The organism is Falsihalocynthiibacter sp. BN13B15 (assembly GCF_041205415.1).
GTDB classification, from domain to species: Bacteria; Pseudomonadota; Alphaproteobacteria; order Rhodobacterales; family Rhodobacteraceae; genus Falsihalocynthiibacter; species Falsihalocynthiibacter arcticus.
In genome coordinates this window covers 234,304-252,138 of the sequence record NZ_JBGFCE010000003.1, presented here as the reverse complement: position 1 = coordinate 252,138, position 17,835 = coordinate 234,304, and the positions used below count along the sequence as shown (strand labels likewise).

General features: G+C 55.1%; 14 protein-coding genes. 9 read left to right on the top strand and 5 right to left on the bottom strand.

Features of this window, described 5'->3' with window-relative positions:
* Nucleotides 1–42 precede the first annotated feature (42 nt).
* Nucleotides 43–1,302: an extracellular solute-binding protein gene (locus AB9F26_RS06485; protein WP_335586054.1), complete on the bottom strand. Its 1,260-nt coding sequence runs from the start codon at nucleotides 1,300–1,302 to the stop codon at nucleotides 43–45.
* 105 nt (nucleotides 1,303–1,407) lie between these two features.
* On the opposite strand from AB9F26_RS06485, the gene AB9F26_RS06480 reads away from it, so the two are divergent.
* The 4 genes from AB9F26_RS06480 to AB9F26_RS06465 all read left to right on the top strand — a co-directional run bounded on the left by AB9F26_RS06480 (nucleotide 1,408) and on the right by AB9F26_RS06465 (nucleotide 7,048).
* Entirely contained in the window at nucleotides 1,408–2,574 is a 1,167-nt protein-coding gene (locus AB9F26_RS06480; protein ID WP_369767638.1) for an ROK family protein, read from the top strand.
* 12 nt (nucleotides 2,575–2,586) lie between these two features.
* Nucleotides 2,587–4,926, top strand: coding sequence for a PIG-L family deacetylase (locus AB9F26_RS06475; protein ID WP_369767637.1), 2,340 nt, complete (start codon nucleotides 2,587–2,589; stop codon nucleotides 4,924–4,926).
* On the top strand, nucleotides 4,910–5,773 hold the full coding sequence (locus AB9F26_RS06470) for a DMT family transporter (protein WP_335586051.1): 864 nt from the start codon (nucleotides 4,910–4,912) through the stop codon (nucleotides 5,771–5,773). Before AB9F26_RS06475 ends, AB9F26_RS06470 begins: the two co-directional genes overlap by 17 nt.
* Before the next feature lie 585 nt (nucleotides 5,774–6,358).
* Nucleotides 6,359–7,048 (top strand): L,D-transpeptidase, encoded by a 690-nt coding sequence (locus AB9F26_RS06465; RefSeq protein ID WP_335586050.1) that lies wholly within the window; start codon nucleotides 6,359–6,361, stop codon nucleotides 7,046–7,048.
* Nucleotides 7,049–7,225: 177 nt separating this feature from the next.
* On the opposite strand, the gene AB9F26_RS06460 is transcribed toward AB9F26_RS06465, so the two are convergent.
* The gene (locus AB9F26_RS06460) at nucleotides 7,226–7,795 is read right to left on the bottom strand and encodes a hypothetical protein (RefSeq protein ID WP_335586049.1); all 570 of its coding nucleotides are present in this window, start codon (nucleotides 7,793–7,795) and stop codon (nucleotides 7,226–7,228) included.
* Nucleotides 7,796–8,064: 269 nt separating this feature from the next.
* On the opposite strand from AB9F26_RS06460, the gene AB9F26_RS06455 reads away from it, so the two are divergent.
* The 5 genes from AB9F26_RS06455 (at nucleotide 8,065) to AB9F26_RS06435 (ending at nucleotide 12,631) form a co-directional block, all read left to right on the top strand.
* The gene (locus tag AB9F26_RS06455; protein ID WP_039003630.1) at nucleotides 8,065–8,271 is read left to right on the top strand and encodes a cold-shock protein; all 207 of its coding nucleotides are present in this window, start codon (nucleotides 8,065–8,067) and stop codon (nucleotides 8,269–8,271) included.
* A 182-nt stretch (nucleotides 8,272–8,453) separates the two neighbouring features.
* Nucleotides 8,454–9,329 (top strand): lysophospholipid acyltransferase family protein, encoded by an 876-nt coding sequence (locus tag AB9F26_RS06450; RefSeq protein WP_369767636.1) that lies wholly within the window; start codon nucleotides 8,454–8,456, stop codon nucleotides 9,327–9,329.
* Nucleotides 9,330–9,469: 140 nt separating this feature from the next.
* Nucleotides 9,470–10,948 carry a DUF4153 domain-containing protein gene (locus AB9F26_RS06445; protein WP_369767634.1) on the top strand — a complete coding sequence of 493 codons (1,479 nt, stop codon included), beginning with the start codon at nucleotides 9,470–9,472 and terminating at the stop codon, nucleotides 10,946–10,948.
* A gap of 40 nt (nucleotides 10,949–10,988) precedes the next feature.
* Nucleotides 10,989–11,663 carry a response regulator transcription factor gene (locus AB9F26_RS06440; protein WP_335586046.1) on the top strand — a complete coding sequence of 225 codons (675 nt, stop codon included), beginning with the start codon at nucleotides 10,989–10,991 and terminating at the stop codon, nucleotides 11,661–11,663.
* Nucleotides 11,660–12,631, top strand: a complete 972-nt coding sequence (locus AB9F26_RS06435) for a HAMP domain-containing sensor histidine kinase (protein ID WP_335586045.1) — start codon at nucleotides 11,660–11,662, stop codon at nucleotides 12,629–12,631. The genes AB9F26_RS06440 and AB9F26_RS06435 overlap by 4 nt, the downstream gene beginning before the upstream one ends.
* 1 nt (nucleotide 12,632) lies before the next feature.
* On the opposite strand, the gene AB9F26_RS06430 is transcribed toward AB9F26_RS06435, so the two are convergent.
* The 3 genes from AB9F26_RS06430 to AB9F26_RS06420 all read right to left on the bottom strand — a co-directional run bounded on the left by AB9F26_RS06430 (nucleotide 12,633) and on the right by AB9F26_RS06420 (nucleotide 17,691).
* Entirely contained in the window at nucleotides 12,633–15,302 is a 2,670-nt protein-coding gene (locus AB9F26_RS06430) for an AAA family ATPase (RefSeq protein ID WP_369767633.1), read from the bottom strand.
* Nucleotides 15,299–16,414: an exonuclease SbcCD subunit D gene (locus AB9F26_RS06425; RefSeq protein ID WP_369767632.1), complete on the bottom strand. Its 1,116-nt coding sequence runs from the start codon at nucleotides 16,412–16,414 to the stop codon at nucleotides 15,299–15,301. Before AB9F26_RS06425 ends, AB9F26_RS06430 begins: the two co-directional genes overlap by 4 nt.
* Before the next feature lie 146 nt (nucleotides 16,415–16,560).
* On the bottom strand, nucleotides 16,561–17,691 hold the full coding sequence (locus AB9F26_RS06420) for a TauD/TfdA family dioxygenase (RefSeq protein ID WP_369767631.1): 1,131 nt from the start codon (nucleotides 17,689–17,691) through the stop codon (nucleotides 16,561–16,563).
* Nucleotides 17,692–17,835: the final 144 nt, after the last annotated feature.

The following is a 17,835-nucleotide window of genomic DNA, read 5'->3' as shown; positions in this document are numbered from 1 at the left end:
AAATCCGCCCCGACAGGATATATCGGGGCGGATGTTTCGATTTTACTTGGCGTAATATTCGTCGAGCATGACTTGCTCGGCTTCTGCTGCAATCGCGAGGCTTTCCGCAGGTTCCATGCCTTCAAGCTGGATCCGCTCCACCATCTCAACAAGCAGTTGACGCTGGCTGGATTCATTCACAAATTTGGTGGTGTGCGCGTATTCCAACCCACGGATGAACGGACCAAAGACCGGATCATTCGCATTCGCTTCGGTCATACCAACGGAAGGTTTCGCAGGCAGTTCGCCCACGACATCAAGCCAGATCTGCATGGCCTCATCAGAGGTGAGATACTCCATGAACTTTACCGCAGCATCGTACTTTTCGCCCTCAGCTTTGGATGTGATCGCGTTCACCCAATAGGAAGAATAGTTGGATTGCACCCCATCTAAACCGGAGGGCAACTCCGCCACGCCCCACTCAAGTCCGCGTTGATCAGCAAGCGAACCGATACGGAAAGACCCGTCAATATGCATACCAGCACGGCCCGCTTTGAACGCCGCCTGAGGCTCGTCCATAAAGCCGATTGAGGTCACAGCGGAGTCGTTCATGAACAAGTTGGTGTAGTAATCCAATGCCGCAACACCCGCGTCAGTGTTGTAGTTTACGGTTTTGTAATCATCCAGATACGGCTCACCGCCATATTGACGTACCAGACCTTCGCGCCACCAGTGGTGATCTTGCGCAGTCATCCCCGCCGTGATGCCAACCGTCGTCAGATTGCCCGCACCGTCACGTTTTGTTAGGGCATTGGCGGTCTCAAGCAATTCATCTAGCGTGGCTGGTGGACCTTCAATCCCCGCCTCTTCAAACAGGCGCTTGTTGTAGAACAGCGCCAAGCTGCGAACGGCCGTTGGCAGCGCCCAATATTGATCGCCATCCTTCATCGCCTGAACCATCGGGAAGAATTCCGCGTCGATTTTATCCGCTGGGAACACATCCGCAGGCAAGGGCTGGATCAACTCTGCTTCAACATAGTCGTTCAACCAACCGTAAAATAACTGAACCACATCGGGGCCTTCGCCTGCGGGAATCGCGGCGGCAACCTTGGTGCGGTAGCTGTCATAGGGGAAGTGGTTCATCGTGACCGTAATGTCGGGATTTGCGGCCTCAAAGTTGGTGATCAGCGTCTCCATCGCGTCAACGCGTGCGTCAAAGAAATATTGCCAATATTCAATCTCAACGGCGCTCGCCGTGCTCGTGAACAATGCCGCAGATGACATCATCCCTGCAAATACTAGGCCTTTCAAACGTGTATTCATTTTTAGTCTCCCATTGGTGGCTGTAGCGGTCCATTTTTCGAACTCATGCATCAGGCTTAACTCAAATCAATTGATAATTCAAATGAATTGAGTTAAGTCCATTCCATGGTAGTTTTAAACTTTCAAGAAGGCAGCAATGCCGAACGGTCACGGTTCCGAAATCGTCAAGCAGTGCTGGGGCAAGTGCGCACAGCGGGCGCCATTGGGCGTGCCGAAATTGCCCGCACCCTGTCGCTCACAACCCAAACTGTCAGCAATATTATCGCCGAGCTGTTGCAAGATGGGATGCTTTTGGAAAATGGCCGCTTGAACGTCGGGCGCGGCCTACCCGCGATGCAGTATACGCTGAATCCCCAGGGCGGATATGCGCTTGGAGTTGAGGTGCGCCCCGATGCGATATTTGCCGCGTTATTGGATTTGAACGGTCAAGCCGTCACCACCGAGCGGATCGCCCTTACCAAGACCGAACCAGATGTTGTCATCGCGCATGTAACCGATCTCTATGCCCGCGCGTTGGCCCAAGTACCGACGGCCACGGGACGGATGCTCGGCGCTGGTGTCGTAATGCCCGGCCCTTTCGGTGTGACGGGCATTACGGGTATGGGGACCGATCTCACGGGCTGGCAGGAAGTCGACGCGGAGGCGCTTTTTACCTATGCGTTGAAGTTGCCAGTCGTTCTGAGCAATGACGCCAACGCCGCCGCGATGGCCGAGCGCATCAATGGCGTTGCACAGGAATTCGCGTCCTTTGCCTATCTCTATTTTGGGGCTGGTTTGGGCCTCGGTCTGGTCAACGGCGGGCAACTTGTTCGCGGCGCTTATGGCAACGCTGGCGAAATCGGGCACATCCCGATCAATGGCCACGGCGGCAAACTTGAGGACGGATTGAGCCGCCACTCCGTACAGCGACACTTGCAACAGGCGGGCAAAGACGCCCATGATATCGACGCGCTGGATCGCCTCTTTCAACAAAACGATCCCGACCTGATGGCGTGGCTGGAAACGGCCAGCTTAACCCTTGGCCACGCGATCACCATTGTTGAAAACTTATTTGATCCGCAAACCGTTGTACTGGGCGGCGCGATGCCGGATAGCATTCTTGATTATCTGGTCGCACATGCGCCCCTGCCCGAGGTCTCGGTTTCGAACCGTCCCGATGCGCCGCACACCCGTTTGATGCGTGGTGCCTCTGGGCGGATGACCGCGACAATGGGTGCGGCGGCCCTCATTTTAAACAGAGCGCTCAGCTCGCCTCTTTCTCACGCTCACTAAAGGACGCGCACCATGCCATTATCCAATCAGGCGCGGATTGCCGCCGAACGAGATCGCCCCCGTATCGTGGCGCTGTGGCAGGCGCTCACCGCGCTAAAATCCACAGTGTCGTTTATGAACACAGGCGCGCATCCTGATGATGAAACCTCCGCGATGCTGGCCGCGATGCGGTTTCGCGACGGGGTGGATATCTCATACGCCTGCTCGACCCGTGGCGAGGGCGGCCAAAACGATATTGGCACCGAAACCGCCGCCGCTCTCGGTACTCTACGTACCGCCGAGATGGAGGCCGCTTGCGACCGTCTTGATCTACGGATGTATTGGCATTCAACCAGTCCCGAAGATCCAATCACCGATTTCGGCTTCTCCAAATCAGGCGTTGAAACGCTGGGGAAATGGGGCCGCGAGCGCACCCTTGCGCGGTTTGTTGATATTATCCGCACAGAACGCCCCGATATAATCTGCCCCACCTTCCTCGATGTCCCCGGTCAACACGGCCACCACCGCGCCATTACCGAAGCCGCGCATTTGGTCATGGACCTCGCCGCCGATCCTGAATTCGCTGGCAGTGATTTACCCGTCTGGCAGGTCAGGAAAATGTATCTCCCCGCGTGGTCGGGCGCTGGGCAAGCCTATGACGACGATCTGCCGCCGCCGCCCGCAACCCTCACAATTGCCGCAAGGGGCAAAGATCCCGTCACGGGCTGGAGTTATGCACGGATCGGCCAACAAAGCCGCATGCTACACGCCACACAAGCCATGGGCCGCTGGGTGCCAAACGGCACAGAAACCGATTTCCCATTGCACTTGGCGCATACGCATGTTGCGGGACCAGATGCGGACCTCGCCTCTGGTTTGGCCCAAACATTGCGCGATCTGGGCGGGGCTGATTTGACTGCCGCCCAAGACGCTTGCGATGCCGCTTTGGCTGCCTTCCCAAACGCGTCTGAGGTTTTAAAACACGCGAGCCTCGCCTTACAAGCCCTTCGCAACGCTTCGGAAAATGCCTCTCCTGCACAGTTGTCCGAATTCGGCCACAAGCTAACCCGCAAAGACCAACAACTTTCCCGCGTCATCCAACTTGCGGCAGGTGTCGACGCGCGCGCGTCGCTACAGGACGAAAAACTCCACCCCGGTGCGAGCACGACTATATCCAGCGAGTTCTCCGCCGACACGGGCGAGGTGACGCTTGCCCCAAGGCTCCCACAAGGCTGGAGCTTGGATGGCGCGACCGTGACGCTGGCAAACGACGCGTCCATCAGCGATCCCTACCCCGCCATCTATTTGCCCGACCAACCTGCAGCCCCTTGTGTTGACGTGACCCTGACGACACATGGCGTCACTACGACAACAAGCCTGCCGTTTGAGGTGCCGCCCGTTGTTGTGCCGCAATGCTCGGCCGCCGTGTCACCCGAAACAGATGTGATCAATCTAGCCCATAGCCGCAGGTCTTTTGTTATTGACGTTAGCGATATTTCCCCGCCTTCAGCGCAGGCAGGATTGCGCGTGCCTGACGGTTGGCACGTGAGCGAAAGCGAAGGGCGCCTCACCGTCACGGTTCCTGAAAATGTTGCGGTTGGACTCTACGATTTAACCCTGACGCTCGACGGCTTAGAGGCCAGCAGTGTGCGCCATATCCGTCATGACCATATCGCACCACGCGTCTTGGTGCGCCCTGCAATCGCCCAAATCCGTGTTGTGAATGCGACCCTGCCGGATGTGCGGGTCGGATATATCGGCGGCGGCAATGATCGCGTTGCTACATGGCTGGAACGCATGGGGACTGAGGTGACGGACCTGTCCAATGTGCCGCTCACCGATGCCGCCCTCGCCGCTTGCGACACTTTGGTGATCGGTATTTTCGCGATGAAGTTCCGCGCTGGGCTGGCCGAGGCCATGCCCCGCATCCACGATTGGGTCCGCGCGGGCGGTACGCTGGTCACGCTTTATCACCGCCCTTGGGACAATTGGGACCCCGAGACGACAGCGCCCTATCGCCTTGAAATCGGCCAACCTTCCCTGCGCTGGCGGGTTACGGATGAGACCGCTACCGTCACCGTGCTCGCGCCCGATCACCCGCTGTTGCAGCACCCCAACCGCATTGATGATGCAGATTGGGCCGATTGGCACAAGGAACGCGGGTTGTATTTTGCCAAGGACTGGGATGATGCCTATACTCCGCTCCTCGCCATGAATGACGCGGGCGAAGCGCCGCTAAAAGGTGCGATCCTTGTGGCGGATGTCGGTTTGGGGCGACACGTGCATACCTCGCTCATACTGCATCACCAGATGGAAAAACTAACCTCTGGCGGGTTCCGATTGATGGCCAACCTTCTTGCCAAACGAAGCTGAACACTCCCGCAACGGGCTAGCCGCGGGCTGGTTGCTCACGGATATGGCGCTGAATATTTGGGCGTTGTCGATCGTTAAGGCCTTGGGGCTTGGCTATCCTGCGTTTCAACTGGTGTTTCTGCGCGCAGGAGTCGGACTTCTACTCATGCTGCCGTGGATTTGGCGCTATCGACGGGCATTCATCGGCCTCCAAGACCTCCACCTGCATGCGCTGCGGGTGGCGTTTTCCGCCACAGCCCTCACCGCGAGTTTCTTTGCGATCACGCGGTTGCCGCTGGCGCTGTTCACTGCAGTAAGCTTTACGCGGCCGATCCTAACAATGCTTGCCGCCGCGTGGTTGTTGCGCGAAGTCATCACCCGTGACCGCTGGATCGCCGCAGCCATTGGCTTTGTTGGCGTTCTCATCGCCGTTGATCCGTCGGGGTTTTCTGGCAACTGGGGGCTGGCCGCGCAAGTCTTGGTGGTTTTCGCCGCAACGGGTGCGGTGATCACCACCCGCAGGCTGGTCGCCGCGCCGACCGTGGTGATGATGACCTTCTACACGGCAGGCCTGACCGTGATCACCGCGCCCTTCGCCGTTCTGGCTTGGGAACCCGTGCCCCTGCTGCAATGGCCCTTGCTCCTCGCAATTGGTGTCTTCGCGCAATCCGCACAGTTTTGCTTTCTCCGCGCACATCGCTATGGGCAAGCGGGGTATTTATCGGTTCTTTCCTACGCCAGTTTGGTGTTCTCGACGACGGTCGGGTATCTGGTCTTTGACGAGATACCCAAACCTGCATTTTGGGCCGGTGCCGCGCTGATTATCGCCGCCACATTATGGATCACGATGCGGCGGCACCAAAAATAGTGGGTAAAACCCGTCCGCCTGCTTTCAACTTTCGCGCAAGGACGCTGTCGGCGGAATGATGCCAAACGGCCCTTAAAAGTAACGGAAACGAGAGCGATTTGTTATGCTGATCGTTTGATAGCACATGGACAATGCGCGATGGATTGAGGATAAGGCGCGTATGCAGATGGCTCGGACCTCTTTATCATTATTGTTGATGCTGATTATGTTGCCTTGGGGCGCATATGCGGGCGGCGCTATGGCCTCGAAGCCTACGCCATATAAGCATCAATTATCATCGGTAAAAATTGGCCATTCGACCGCGCAGACGCTGGTGGTTTGGCTGCCAAGCCCCGCAAAGATCTCTGTTCAGAAGAAATGCCGCACCGCGACCCTTACGGGATCCCATTGTGGGCACGATCGTGCGCTGCCGGAGGCCACGAAAACCTCGCTGAAGCTCTCACAACCGACCCAGGCAATGTACTTCACTGTTTGGCGCGCGCGAGGGCGGGATATCGCTCCGCCACGGGCCCCTCCTCGCCTGTTCTGACTGGCTCCTCGGCGCATGGCGTCACACTCCCGTTCAGAACGTAAAAGGAAGACCTCATGTTTACCCGACGCTCCTTCGTCGCTTTCGGTGGAATGGCTGGCCTCGCGGCTTGTGCCAAACCTCCAGTAGTGCCAATTCCCCCACCCGCACCTGTGATCCCGCCACTACCCGCCTTTTATGGGGCGATTACCGATGAACGCTTTCCAATTCCTGCCGTTCGGGAAGGTGTCATAAAGCCTGAACTCTGGCGGCAGGAGGTTGCCAATCCGTGGCCAAATTACGAACGCGGCACGATCATAGTTGACCCCGACAGGGCTGTTCTTCATTTCGTCGAGTCTCCCGAAACAGCGATGCGATATGGCGTCAGCGTTGGGGCTGCGGGCTTTGAGTGGAAAGGCACGGCGCGGCTTCAGTTTTGGCGCGATTGGCCACGCTGGAATGTACCGGAATCTATGATTGCACGACGGCCTGAACTGGAACCCTACTCCGTTGCCAATGGCGGCATGGATGCGGGGCCGGGAAATCCAATGGGCGCGCGTGCGCTCTATCTCTTTAAGGACGGCGTCGACACACTTTACCGCATTCACGGCGATGCATCCGCATTGGAACTTGGAAAAGCGGTCTCGTCGGGCTGTATTCGGATGCTCAATCAGGATGTGATCGACCTGAACAATCGCGCCATTCACGGCGCTTCTGTGATCGTGCTGCCATCGATGATGCCTGAGGGCCTTTCGGGCCTGTATTGACGGGCCAAATCACCCTGTAGGGAGTAAAAGTGCTCCCTACAGTCGGCGCCGTTAGAGTAAAGAGGCGGGCTTGATAGGCCCGCCCGTTCGTCTGAGAGAGCACGGTAAACGCCTTGACGCACATTCAATAGAGCGGGAAGTCCATTCAAAACCCACCAACCTTAGCACCTATCGCGGCTAATAAGCGTCAAGGGATCGGCACAGATCATGCAGATTGGACAGTTTTGAAACTATCTCTGCATCCAGACCTTCGGGAAAGAAAAGGCTCATGTCTTTTGGGGAGCCAATTGACGGCAAAACCGCACCATCACATTGCTTATATGTCTTGGTCGAGGTGATCCCTTTCATTTGGTAGAGCGAAAGCGTTCGCGCTATTTTGATGTCGTTCGTCTCATCACTGCGTAGAATTTTTTTCACATCAGCTCTTGTCGACGCTGTTTCCTCGGAAAAATAAAACGCCAGCCGCGCACGCCCCGTTGGAGAAAACTCTTTTATTAATTCGACTTCTCGTAAATCAATCAATTTTTCACTGAAATCAGTGTTTCCACCGTTTGCACAGGCCAATTGAGGAACTGTTTTTTGGTAAATCCGACAGTTCTTTACTTCCAAAAATGAGCCATTCACCAAATACATTGCCGCGCTCAAGTCTTTCTCAAGCTCTCCTTCAAGCAGCGAACGATCTATTGGCTCCTCTGGGTTTTGCCCAACAGCAAACGCTACCCCACCGATAGCTACCAAAAGAAGCACGAGTATTCGCGTGACGGGGGGGATTAACGTTTGCAGTCTGAGACAATTTGTTATCCTTAGGTACATTTCGATGCATTCACCGTAGTATTTGCACCTCTTGATCGAAATCTGTTGATAAAACTACTTGTAATTTTGCTCGTTTAGCCCCATGTGATGCGTGCGACGTTACCACTATCGGCTATACTGCTCCTTTTGGCACAGTCTTTCGATCTTGAACTGACTTAGCTTCACTGTTGCATTTCGCGGCAGTTTTTAAAAGGAGAACGACAATGGCTACTGGAACCGTTAAATGGTTTAACTCGACTAAAGGCTTCGGATTTATTGCACCAGATGGTGGAAGCAAAGACGTATTTGTTCACATTTCTGCAGTAGAACAAGCTGGCCTTACTGGTCTTAACGACGATCAAAAAGTTACTTTCGATATTGAACCAGGCCGCGATGGCCGCGAAAGCGCGACAAACATCGTTCTGGCTTAAAGGTTATCCTTTAATCGGAAGCAAAACCTTCTAGGTTTTAAGTGGGCGCATCGGTGACGGTGCGCCCATTTGCGTTCTCTCCCGACTCGATTGTGGATAAAAGAGACACTAGAGATGAACTGAGGCAATACGCCCTAAGCGTTTGCGGTTGGCATTGCACCGAAACCCGATCATACGACGCTATGCTGTCAACTTCTCTGAAATCGGTTTTGCACTACTTTAGGTACTTCCCGTTGTGGTCGGCCCTCACGGCTCTGCGCTGGCGTGCGTTTGATTTGCGGTCCCGTGGTTTGGGGACCACGTTTGGCATCCTCATGCGTTGGTTTCCACCTGCGAGACGCCGATTTGCTCGCGAAGCCAAACGCATATACCCCGAAATGAATCGGAGCGCCCGCACCGCCTTAGGCCAGAATATGGGCCGAAACATGGGGCGCACGCTTTTTGAAATTTATCACGATGCTGAATTTCAAACCCAACACCACAAATTCCGCGTTTCAGGCCCCGGCCTTGCCGCCCTTAAAGAGGCGCACGCGGCGGGCAAAGGCGCGATCATCGTTTCCGGTCATTTTGGCCAATGGGAAGCCATTCGTGCCGTGATCAAAATGCACGGACTTGAGAGCGGAGCCGTTTATCGTCCCCAAAAGAACAGCCATTATGAACGGCGTATCCTCGCCGGTATTGAGGCTGGCGGGAAACCGATTTTTGCCACGGGTCGTGTTGGAACAAAAGCCCTCGTGCGGCATGTGCGCGATGGCGGCATTGTTTCCATTTTGTTGGATGAAAAATACTCGGAGGGCGTGCGCCTACCGTTTCTGGGCCTTGATGCCCTCACATCCCTGTCTGCCGCCCAGCTTGCGCTTAAATATGATCTGCCGATGATCCCCGCCTATGGTATTCGCATTCGCGACGGCAACGCATTTAACGTGGAATTTGAAGCTCCAATCCCCCATACCGACAGTACCACCATGACCCGCGCCTTTAATGACAGCCTTTCCGCGCGCATCAAAGCAGACCCAGAACAGTGGTATTGGATGTTAAGACGTTGGGACGGTTCGTGAATTATTGTGCAGTAAACTTTTGCGCGGGCGGCCCCCAACCTTAAGCCTAACCGATTGCATCTGCACATTTTCTGCACACCTCCTAAGCAAATTCTGCAAATTATTGCGCGATAACCGCTCCGACATTAATGGAGTTTATTATGCAAAATCACTTTACGGTTCGGGGTGTTCCCACATCCCTTGCGATGGATGGTTGGTGGCTGAATTGTTCGGCAAGCGCCTTACCTGCCCAAGACGTCGAGACCAAAAATCCAGCTCATTTCAATATAGCGCGAAAACCTTGGTTCCCCATTTTTGCGGCCTTTTTATTGGTCCTCTTGGCGGACTTCCTATTCTGGAAGCACAATTTAGGCCTGTCTTTGGTGCTCTATGCGTTCGCAATATTTGGCGTCTCGACCCTCAATTTGCCAGCAAAACAACGTATACGACCAACTGTTTTGCTTTTGCTTGGCGGGTTGCCCGTTGTGGAATATGTGCAGTTGCTGTCTTTGGTCTTCCTTTGCGCGGCGCTGCTTGTGGCCTTAGTTTGGGCGCACGGGCCTAAAACCCAAGCTACCAAATATATCGCCTCCGCCTATCGGTTGCTCATTACGATCCCGTTTTCTGGAGCGCGTGCCTTGCTTGGGTCGTTCAAATCCATTCGCGCCGATACCAAAGGCAACAGCGCGCGAACAGTTAAGCGGATTGCCCGCAACTGGGCCTTTCCCATTGGCGGCTCTTTGGTTTTCCTGACGTTATTGATGGATGCAAATCCGATTTTTGCACAACTCCTCTCCCTAGACCTCGATTTTGTGCCGTCGATCAATCGCGTTCTTTTTTGGCTGGGCATGGGCTTACTAATATGGCCACTGATTGAGGGCATAAGGTTCGATGATCGTGAATTTGCCTTTCTCACGACGCCAAAAAACCTGCCCAACCTTGGCCTCAACGCGGGGTCTGTATTACGTGCGCTAGTTATGTTTAACCTGCTGATTGGCGTACAGACCCTCTTGGATTTATCAATTTTCACAGGGGGAACCGCCCTTCCTGACGGCATGACCTATGCGAGCTATGCTCACCGTGGGGCTTATCCGCTTGTGGTCACCGCCCTGCTCGCTGGGGCCTTCGCCATTGCTGCGCGGCCCTTTTTGGGGGAGCATCGTTGGTTGAAACCATTACTGATGCTTTGGCTGCTTCAAAACACCGTTCTCTGCTTTTCTGCTGGGTTACGTTTGGACCTGTATATAGAGGCATACGGGCTGACGTATCTGCGCATTCGGGCGCTCATTTGGATGGGCGTGGTCGCGATTGGCTTGTCCCTGACCGCGTGGCAAATCCTGAAGGCCCATTCAAATCGTTGGCTGGTTCTGCGCTGTGCGACTCTGGCTGTTGGCGTGCTTTATATTTGCTGTTTTGTGAATTTTGCCGCGCTGATTGCTACGGTGAATATTGTGAATAACAAAACAAATGCAAACTACCTTTGTGATTTCGGACCAACGGCGGCCCGCGCCATTCAGGATGCCGCCAAGGCCACAGGTCAACCAGATTATATTTGGAACACCCGTGCGTGCGGTTTCCAGCAGCATAACATTGACGGATGGCGTGATTGGGGGGTACGCAAGTGGCGCACGCACGTGTAAATCGATAGGCGCGCGGGTTGGCAAAACAGGACATTAAACCATGAAAATTCTGCTCGTTGATGACGATCCCCGCCTGCGTGATCTCGTTGGCTTGTCACTTGAACGGGCAGGATATCAAGTTTCGACCGCCGCCAATGGGCAACAGGCGCTCACTTGTGCCCTGCGCGACACTCCGGATCTTATCGTTTTGGATGTCGGCTTGCCAGAAATGGACGGCTTTGACGTTTGCCGCCGCATCCGCGCCCATTCGGATGTGCCGATTGTGTTCCTGACCGCCCGTGACGAGGAAATTGACCGAATTCTGGGGCTTGAACTGGGGGCGGATGACTACGTTGTAAAACCCTTTAGTCCCCGAGAATTGGTCGCCCGTATCAAAGCGATTTTAAAGCGCAGCGGCCAAGCCACCACGCAACACACCCTTCGGCATGGCTCCTTGACCCTCGATTGTACCGCGCATACTTGCCGCGTGAAGGATGTGCAAATTGCACTCACGGCCACCGAATTTCGCATCCTTGAATGCCTGTTGCAGCAGCCTAATCAGATCCGCTCACGTGCCCAAATCATTGCCGTCGTTTGGGGTAACCATAGTCAGGTGTCCGATCGCACGCTCGACAGTCACTTGCGCAATTTGCGTCAAAAATTGGCAAGCGCTGGATGCGAAGATGTCATTGAAACTGTGCATGGCGTGGGCATGCGCTTGAGGGAAATCCTGTGACACAACACTGGCGCCCTCCCCTCATTCTTGTGCTGGCTGGCGGACTTTCCGGCACCCTTGCCCTGTCCTTTGCGGGGATTGTCGCGCTTCGCTATCTCGGTCCGGAAATTGGCTTTCGCAACGCGGCTATGGTCTTGGGCGTGGCCATCACCTGCGCCACTGCGGTCCTCGGCTGGCTGCTATTGCGCCTCATCTTACGCCCGATCTTGGCACTCGAACGCTACGCCGCAGAGGTCAGATTTGACAGTACCTCACAGGTTGACGCCCCCGTTCGCTTTGGCACACGCGAGCTGCATCACACCTCTCAAAGTGTCATCGGAATGGCGACAACATTACGCGACCGAGAAGCCACAATTCGCAGTTTCACCGATCACGTAACCCATGAGATCAAAACCCCCGTTGCCGCAATCAGGGCTGCGGTCGAACTGCTTGAAGACGGTGGAATGTTGAGTGCAGAAGACTTGAAAATAGTGCAGGAAATTGATGGGGCTCAGGCACAAATCCAAACCCAACTGGATGCCCTGCGTCGTGCCGTGCAAGCCCGCGAAACACGGTATTTGGGCACGTGTACACTGGTAGATATCCGAGATGCCGTCGTTGCAAATTTCCCCATGCTAGGTTTCCACTTCTCTGGGGAACATACAAAAATTCCGATATCTACCAATGGGATGCGCATCGTTCTTCAACAGTTACTTCAAAATTCCGTTGAGCAAAATGCGTCTCAGATCAACCTTGTTGCTGAAGAAACTCCGGACGAAATCCACATCACAATCCAGGACAATGGATCGGGTATTTCTGTTGGCAACGCAGACCGGATTTTCAATGCATTTTTTACCACGAAACGCGAAAGCGGTGGCACAGGAATGGGCCTTTCCATTGCCCGAAATGTCATTGTCGCCCACAACGGGAAAATCACATGCAAAGCATCTGACAGCGGCGCACAGTTTCAGATTGCTTTCCCAGGTTAGCCTATCGAGCAGAAACTTCCGTTGGGTGTTCTTCGGCCCCGTCCTTGATTGTAGTGATGAAGGCACGCGCGCCGCCAAGGTCAGAGAAGGCGCGGGTTCGGCAGCTCAAAACGATGATCTGCTGATCCCGAGCGATTTGGGCCAACATGTTGAACATTGTCGAAATGCGCTCGTCATCGGTGTGAACCAACGCGTCGTCCAAAATGATCGGCACGTGATTGCCATGCTTTGCAAATAACCTCGCGAAAGCCAGCCGTGTGAGGATCGCAATTTGCTCAAAAGCCCCGCCAGAAAGCACTTCGATTTTGTCCGTCACGCCATTGCGTGTAATCGTTTCGATCAGAAGCTTGTCTGGGTCAATTTGAAATTCTGCACCGGCATGCAATTGCCGCAACAAGGGCAACAACTCTTTCCGCACGGGTTCAAAATAGGTTTCTTGCGCGTCTGCTCTAGCGGCCTCAAGGTGCGCAATTAGCAGCTTTAACGCTTTCGCATGGTTGGAAAATTGAGCGGCTCGCTCTTCGGCGCGCACTAGTTTACCTTCGACCTCCGCCAGTTTTTCTTCGACGGCCCCTTCTGATTGCGTGTGAATGACCCCATCCAACCGGGCCAGCTCTCGTTCTAGGAGGCTGATTTCTTTTAGGTCCTCGTCGTCCGCTTGAACCGCGCGTTCATGCTTGGCGGTCGCGGCCAAAAGGTCAGAACCCGCCGCCTGTAACTCTGCAAGCGCTGTGCGGGCGGTGGCGATCTCGCCTTCCTTTCCTGTCTTGGCCTGAACCAGAGCTTGCAGCGTCGCGTTTTCGTCCGCAGATACCTCCAGCGTGGCCTCGTCTTCGCGCAAACGGAGCAAATGCACCTCAACCTCAGTCAATGCGCTGACGGCTTGGGTCAAACCCTCCTGAAGCGCGGGCAATGCGTCGCGCAATTGCGTAAGGTCTTCATCAAGATTGGAAATCTCTCGCTCTTTGGCTTCCGACGGTTTTTCCTTGTTGCCACCCTCGGCCACAGAATTAGCAGGCTCATCCGCTGGATGGCTCAACTCGGCGCAAAGCGCACTCCATTCCGTTTCTAATGCGCCTACTCCATCAGGAGCCAGCGCCCTGATCTGTGTTTGGGCTGTCTGCCGATCCTGAAGGGCTGTCAGTTGTGCCGCAAAGGTCTGTTGCGCAGCCACGACTGTGTCAAAACCTAATGTTTTCAGGTCGGTATCTAGGTCCGATTGGAGCGCTACGGGGTCGGCGATGCCCTGCCCCACACCCTCTGCTGGTTGCAGGGCTATCGTGCCAAACCCAGGCAAGGTTACGATCAAAGACTGGTCAATCAGGCGGGGTTCGGCGTTGGGTATATCCACGCCATTTATAGTTGCATGCGCCGTATCTGCGGCCACGATAAACCGTGCAAAATGAATTTTACGGGTCTCGATCGCGATATCGCGGCGACGCTCTAGGTCCGACAGCCTGTCGATTGCGGCCTTTGTTATCTCGTCTCCGCGTAAGATTGCGTCGGCTTTAGCCCGTTGCGCCTTCGGAGCCTTCAATTGCTCCGATACATCAGACAGGATCGCCAAACGAACCCGTTTTGCCGTCTCGCGTTCATCCTGACGCGCCTGTTGTAATGCTTCTGCAAGGTTTCGGCGCTGTTCCTCTTTTTCTTTGATCGAGCCTTGTAGCGCCCCGATGGCATCCTGCGCGATCGTTTTGGCATCAGTGGCCTTGCTCGCGGCGGTTTCCTTTTCCGCAATCGCAATCGCAGTCGTCTTGCGCCGAACTTGTGCGTCAGTAATGGTTTTGATGTCGCGTTCAAGGTCCTGTTCGGCGCTACAAAGAAGTTGAATATCCTTCTGTGCATCCTGAATTTTGCGATCCTGCTCCCGTGTCGCAGTCAAATGTTCGGATGCTTCTTTGATCGCGGCTGATCTTTGCTCGCGAAGCTCTGGCGCTTGAAGCTCCCGCAAGCGGGTTGCGACCCGTTTTTTCAACCCCAGATCGTGGCCAAGGGCTTCGACGGACTTCGCTAGTTTACATTGCTCCTCGCCAAGCTTTTCCACACGGAGTACGGCCTCTTTCCACGGACTACCAGCTTTCGGGTTGTCTTGCTTGGTGCTGATGGCGTCAAGGTCTTGTTTGCAGCGCTGGACAATACTGTCCATCCGGCGCCCCCCCGTCACCGCGTCAATCTGGCCACGCACGCTCGACATCACATCTCTGCGCGTCTCAATACCGTCGGCGCTGGCATCGACACCCACGCTCCCTTGACGAACCCAAAGCAACCCGAACGGCCCATTGTTTGCATTCAGGATATTCTGTTGAATCCACTGTTCGGCATCGTCAGCCTGCTTCAGGATCGTGCCGCTCGCCATGGCAGTTACCGTCGCGGATGACCCCGCTTTTTTCAGGTTAAAAACCTTCTCGATCAGGTAATCAGCCCCATCAAGTTCGATCTCGGCCGATATCCGCATCGCCCCGCCTGAATAGGGCTGCATATCCTTCAGCTCTTTCTTTCCTGACCCATACTCATAGAAAAACAGCGCTTGAAGGGCTCCGAAAAAGGTGCTTTTGCCGCTTTCATTCTCGGCGGTGATTGTTGTTAGGCCATCGCCAAACGGGCCAAGAACCGCCGTTTTATCAGCAAAGCGACGGACATTATGGAGGGTCAGTTTGCGCAGCTTCACGTCGCTGTCTCCTGCGCAAGAAAGAACAGATGCGACAACGCGATCTGCGCTATGCGCGCGTCTTCTTCGGTGCGGCCCTCAATGGACGTGGCCTCAAAAATGCTTTCTGCGGCCACACGCAGCGCCCCCGCTTCGGCAATCAAGTTCAGGTCGTCGACATTTTGCTCGATACCCACTTTCACCAAGTTTGCTTCGAAAAAGTGGAATTCATCCTCCAGCTTTTCGCAAGCCTTCCGCAGGGCCGCGAGGTCTGACAGACCCAAACGACCTGTCCCGATGAACCGCACGAGGGCGAAGTCACGACCCGTTTTTGGTAACGCCTCTTCCAAAATTGTCACGGGATCAATGCCAGAAAAGAATTCGACTTCAATGCGGTGCCACGTGTATTTCCCCAAGGGAACTTGCTCTACACACGGCGCCTCGCCGTGCTTGTCGATTTCAACAACCAAAGCACCAGCAGGCGCGTGCCCCTTGAAACCGTCCGCCTCAGGCCCCCCCGCATACCACGTCCGCGACGTGATACGCATCTGACCATGCCAATCGCCCAACGCGAGATAATCTAGGTTCGAGGTCTCTGCGCGATCTGGTGGAATTGTCGCCAACCCGCCGTCTTCTGATCCGAAATCCGTCACGCCACCATGCGCCAAACCAATCCGGATACGTGTGCCCGTGTCGGCAGTTCCCATCCATTCCGTCAGGTCGTACCCTGAGGCTCTCACCGAGGGGGGCGCAGGAAGAATCGCCACATTGGGCCCGATATCAATGACGTCAGCGGACGTCGCCAAAATCACATTGGCGGGCTTGTCCCGCTCCAACCGTTCCCAAAGATCAACAGCCGCCAGCGAGTCGTGATTTCCGGGCATCCAAATCCAAGTTAGATCAGGAAAGGCGGCCATCGCGTCCAGTGCACGTTTCACGAGCCTTGATGGCGGCGCTTCGGCATCAAACGTATCACCTGCGATCACCACAAACTCCGCGTTGCGGCTTACTGCAAGCGCGCCGGTTGCCTGCAACGCGTCAAGGCGCGCGGCTTTTAATGCAGCACGCGTGTCTTCATCAAAATTTCCGAAAGGTTTTCCAAGGTGGAAATCAGCCACATGCACAAATCGCATTATTCTTAGCGCTCCCCAAACCTGATGAAAGCATATTGCCCTCGAAGTCACCAACTGTAAACGGATGCACCTATCTTTTTTTGAAACCCGCTAAAGGCTCCCGCGCATTTTGCGCAGGAGCGGATTTATGCGTTCAAATACGGCGATTATGCCGCGTCAACGGCGCCGATGTCGCGGCAAAGTAAACGCAGGCGCGAGGTGAATTCGCCGCGATCAACATAGCAGCCTCGCAGCTGCCTAAAGCCTGAGGACGGATCAAAAGCCTCGCGACCATGCAGCACCCGCCGATTGTCAAAGACCACCATTTCGCCGGCTTTCAGCTTTAAGGTCAGGCGATATTTTGGGTCTCGCGTTTTGGCCATATAGGCGCGATAGGCACGGTAATAGGCGGGCATGATCTCGGCAGGCATATCAAAAACCCCTGCAATATGGGCGTTGTAGCGGATCTCGATCACGTCGCCCGCGCGGTCCAATGTGATCACGGGTTCATGGACCGCGATATCAGCGTCACGGTCGTGAAAACGAAAGGGAATAGGCACTTCGCAGAGCAGTCGAAAGGCCTCGGGGTCGTCTTCCCGCAAATCCTCGGCCATGGCAAACCCATCCGCAAACAGAGAGCCGCCACCAGTAGCCTCATTAGCGAGGCAGTGCAGAAATTGATAGCCTGGAGGGACCTCTTGGTTTGGCAAATCCGTGTGAAGGGGCAAAGCGACCGAGGTGTACGCGAGGTTGTTGGGATCGGGTTTATTGATCACGTCAAAGGTTGTGCCAAAATTGGTTTCTCGCAGAAAACCGATCCGCTGGGCCACGTCGATGCCAGCGCTGACCCTATCTTCAAGGTGGTCAACAATCGTGAGGCCGAAGGCGGCGAGGTTCTCCATCCAAGATTTCAGGTGTTGATCATCCACCAAAATCGGGGCGGCTGGGGCGCGCGGGATGCCTGCTGCGGTTATATCTGCTCGCCAAAGCTTGGGTGCAGTCAGTCCCGTGTCTGCTGCGGGTTGGCCCGGTCGATGGGCGCTCAGCAATGCCACGGGAAGGTGGCTTACGTGATCGTCCTCATAGCGTAACGCAACGGTGTCACCGTCAAGTTGCACCGACAAAAGCACAGGGGACGCGTCAAGCGCCAGAAGGTCCAGCAACCGTTCGTGGGTTTGTGGATGCAGCCCCGAGGGGCAATTATCCCGCAGCCAGATGGTTGGAAAAGAAGTCGACGTAGTGTCCGGCCAAGTCACGACAAGCGTGTCAGCACGGACCAAAAGGTCAGTTACAGTCATAGGAAATCCAGTTCATTTTGGGAAATTGATCGCAGAAATAGCAATCAATCGCAGGGCGGCGGCCACCATTCCTGCGTCTTGCCGTAAGGCGTGCCAATCGCGCGCCACCCCAGCATGAAATTTTTGGAATCCAAAATCATAGAG

What these genes read in the sequence shown, in the direction of transcription:
- AB9F26_RS06485 (WP_335586054.1), bottom strand. Translation starts at nt 1,302, where the DNA reads ATGAATACACGTTTGAAAGGCCTAGTATTTGCAGGGATGATGTCATCT.
- AB9F26_RS06425 (WP_369767632.1), bottom strand. Translation starts at nt 16,414, where the DNA reads ATGCGATTTGTGCATGTGGCTGATTTCCACCTTGGAAAACCTTTCGGA.
- AB9F26_RS06465 (WP_335586050.1), top strand. Translation starts at nt 6,359, where the DNA reads ATGTTTACCCGACGCTCCTTCGTCGCTTTCGGTGGAATGGCTGGCCTC.
- AB9F26_RS06455 (WP_039003630.1), top strand. Translation starts at nt 8,065, where the DNA reads ATGGCTACTGGAACCGTTAAATGGTTTAACTCGACTAAAGGCTTCGGA.
- AB9F26_RS06420 (WP_369767631.1), bottom strand. Translation starts at nt 17,691, where the DNA reads ATGACTGTAACTGACCTTTTGGTCCGTGCTGACACGCTTGTCGTGACT.
- AB9F26_RS06475 (WP_369767637.1), top strand. Translation starts at nt 2,587, where the DNA reads ATGCCATTATCCAATCAGGCGCGGATTGCCGCCGAACGAGATCGCCCC.
- AB9F26_RS06480 (WP_369767638.1), top strand. Translation starts at nt 1,408, where the DNA reads ATGGTAGTTTTAAACTTTCAAGAAGGCAGCAATGCCGAACGGTCACGG.
- AB9F26_RS06440 (WP_335586046.1), top strand. Translation starts at nt 10,989, where the DNA reads ATGAAAATTCTGCTCGTTGATGACGATCCCCGCCTGCGTGATCTCGTT.
- AB9F26_RS06445 (WP_369767634.1), top strand. Translation starts at nt 9,470, where the DNA reads ATGCAAAATCACTTTACGGTTCGGGGTGTTCCCACATCCCTTGCGATG.
- AB9F26_RS06450 (WP_369767636.1), top strand. Translation starts at nt 8,454, where the DNA reads ATGCTGTCAACTTCTCTGAAATCGGTTTTGCACTACTTTAGGTACTTC.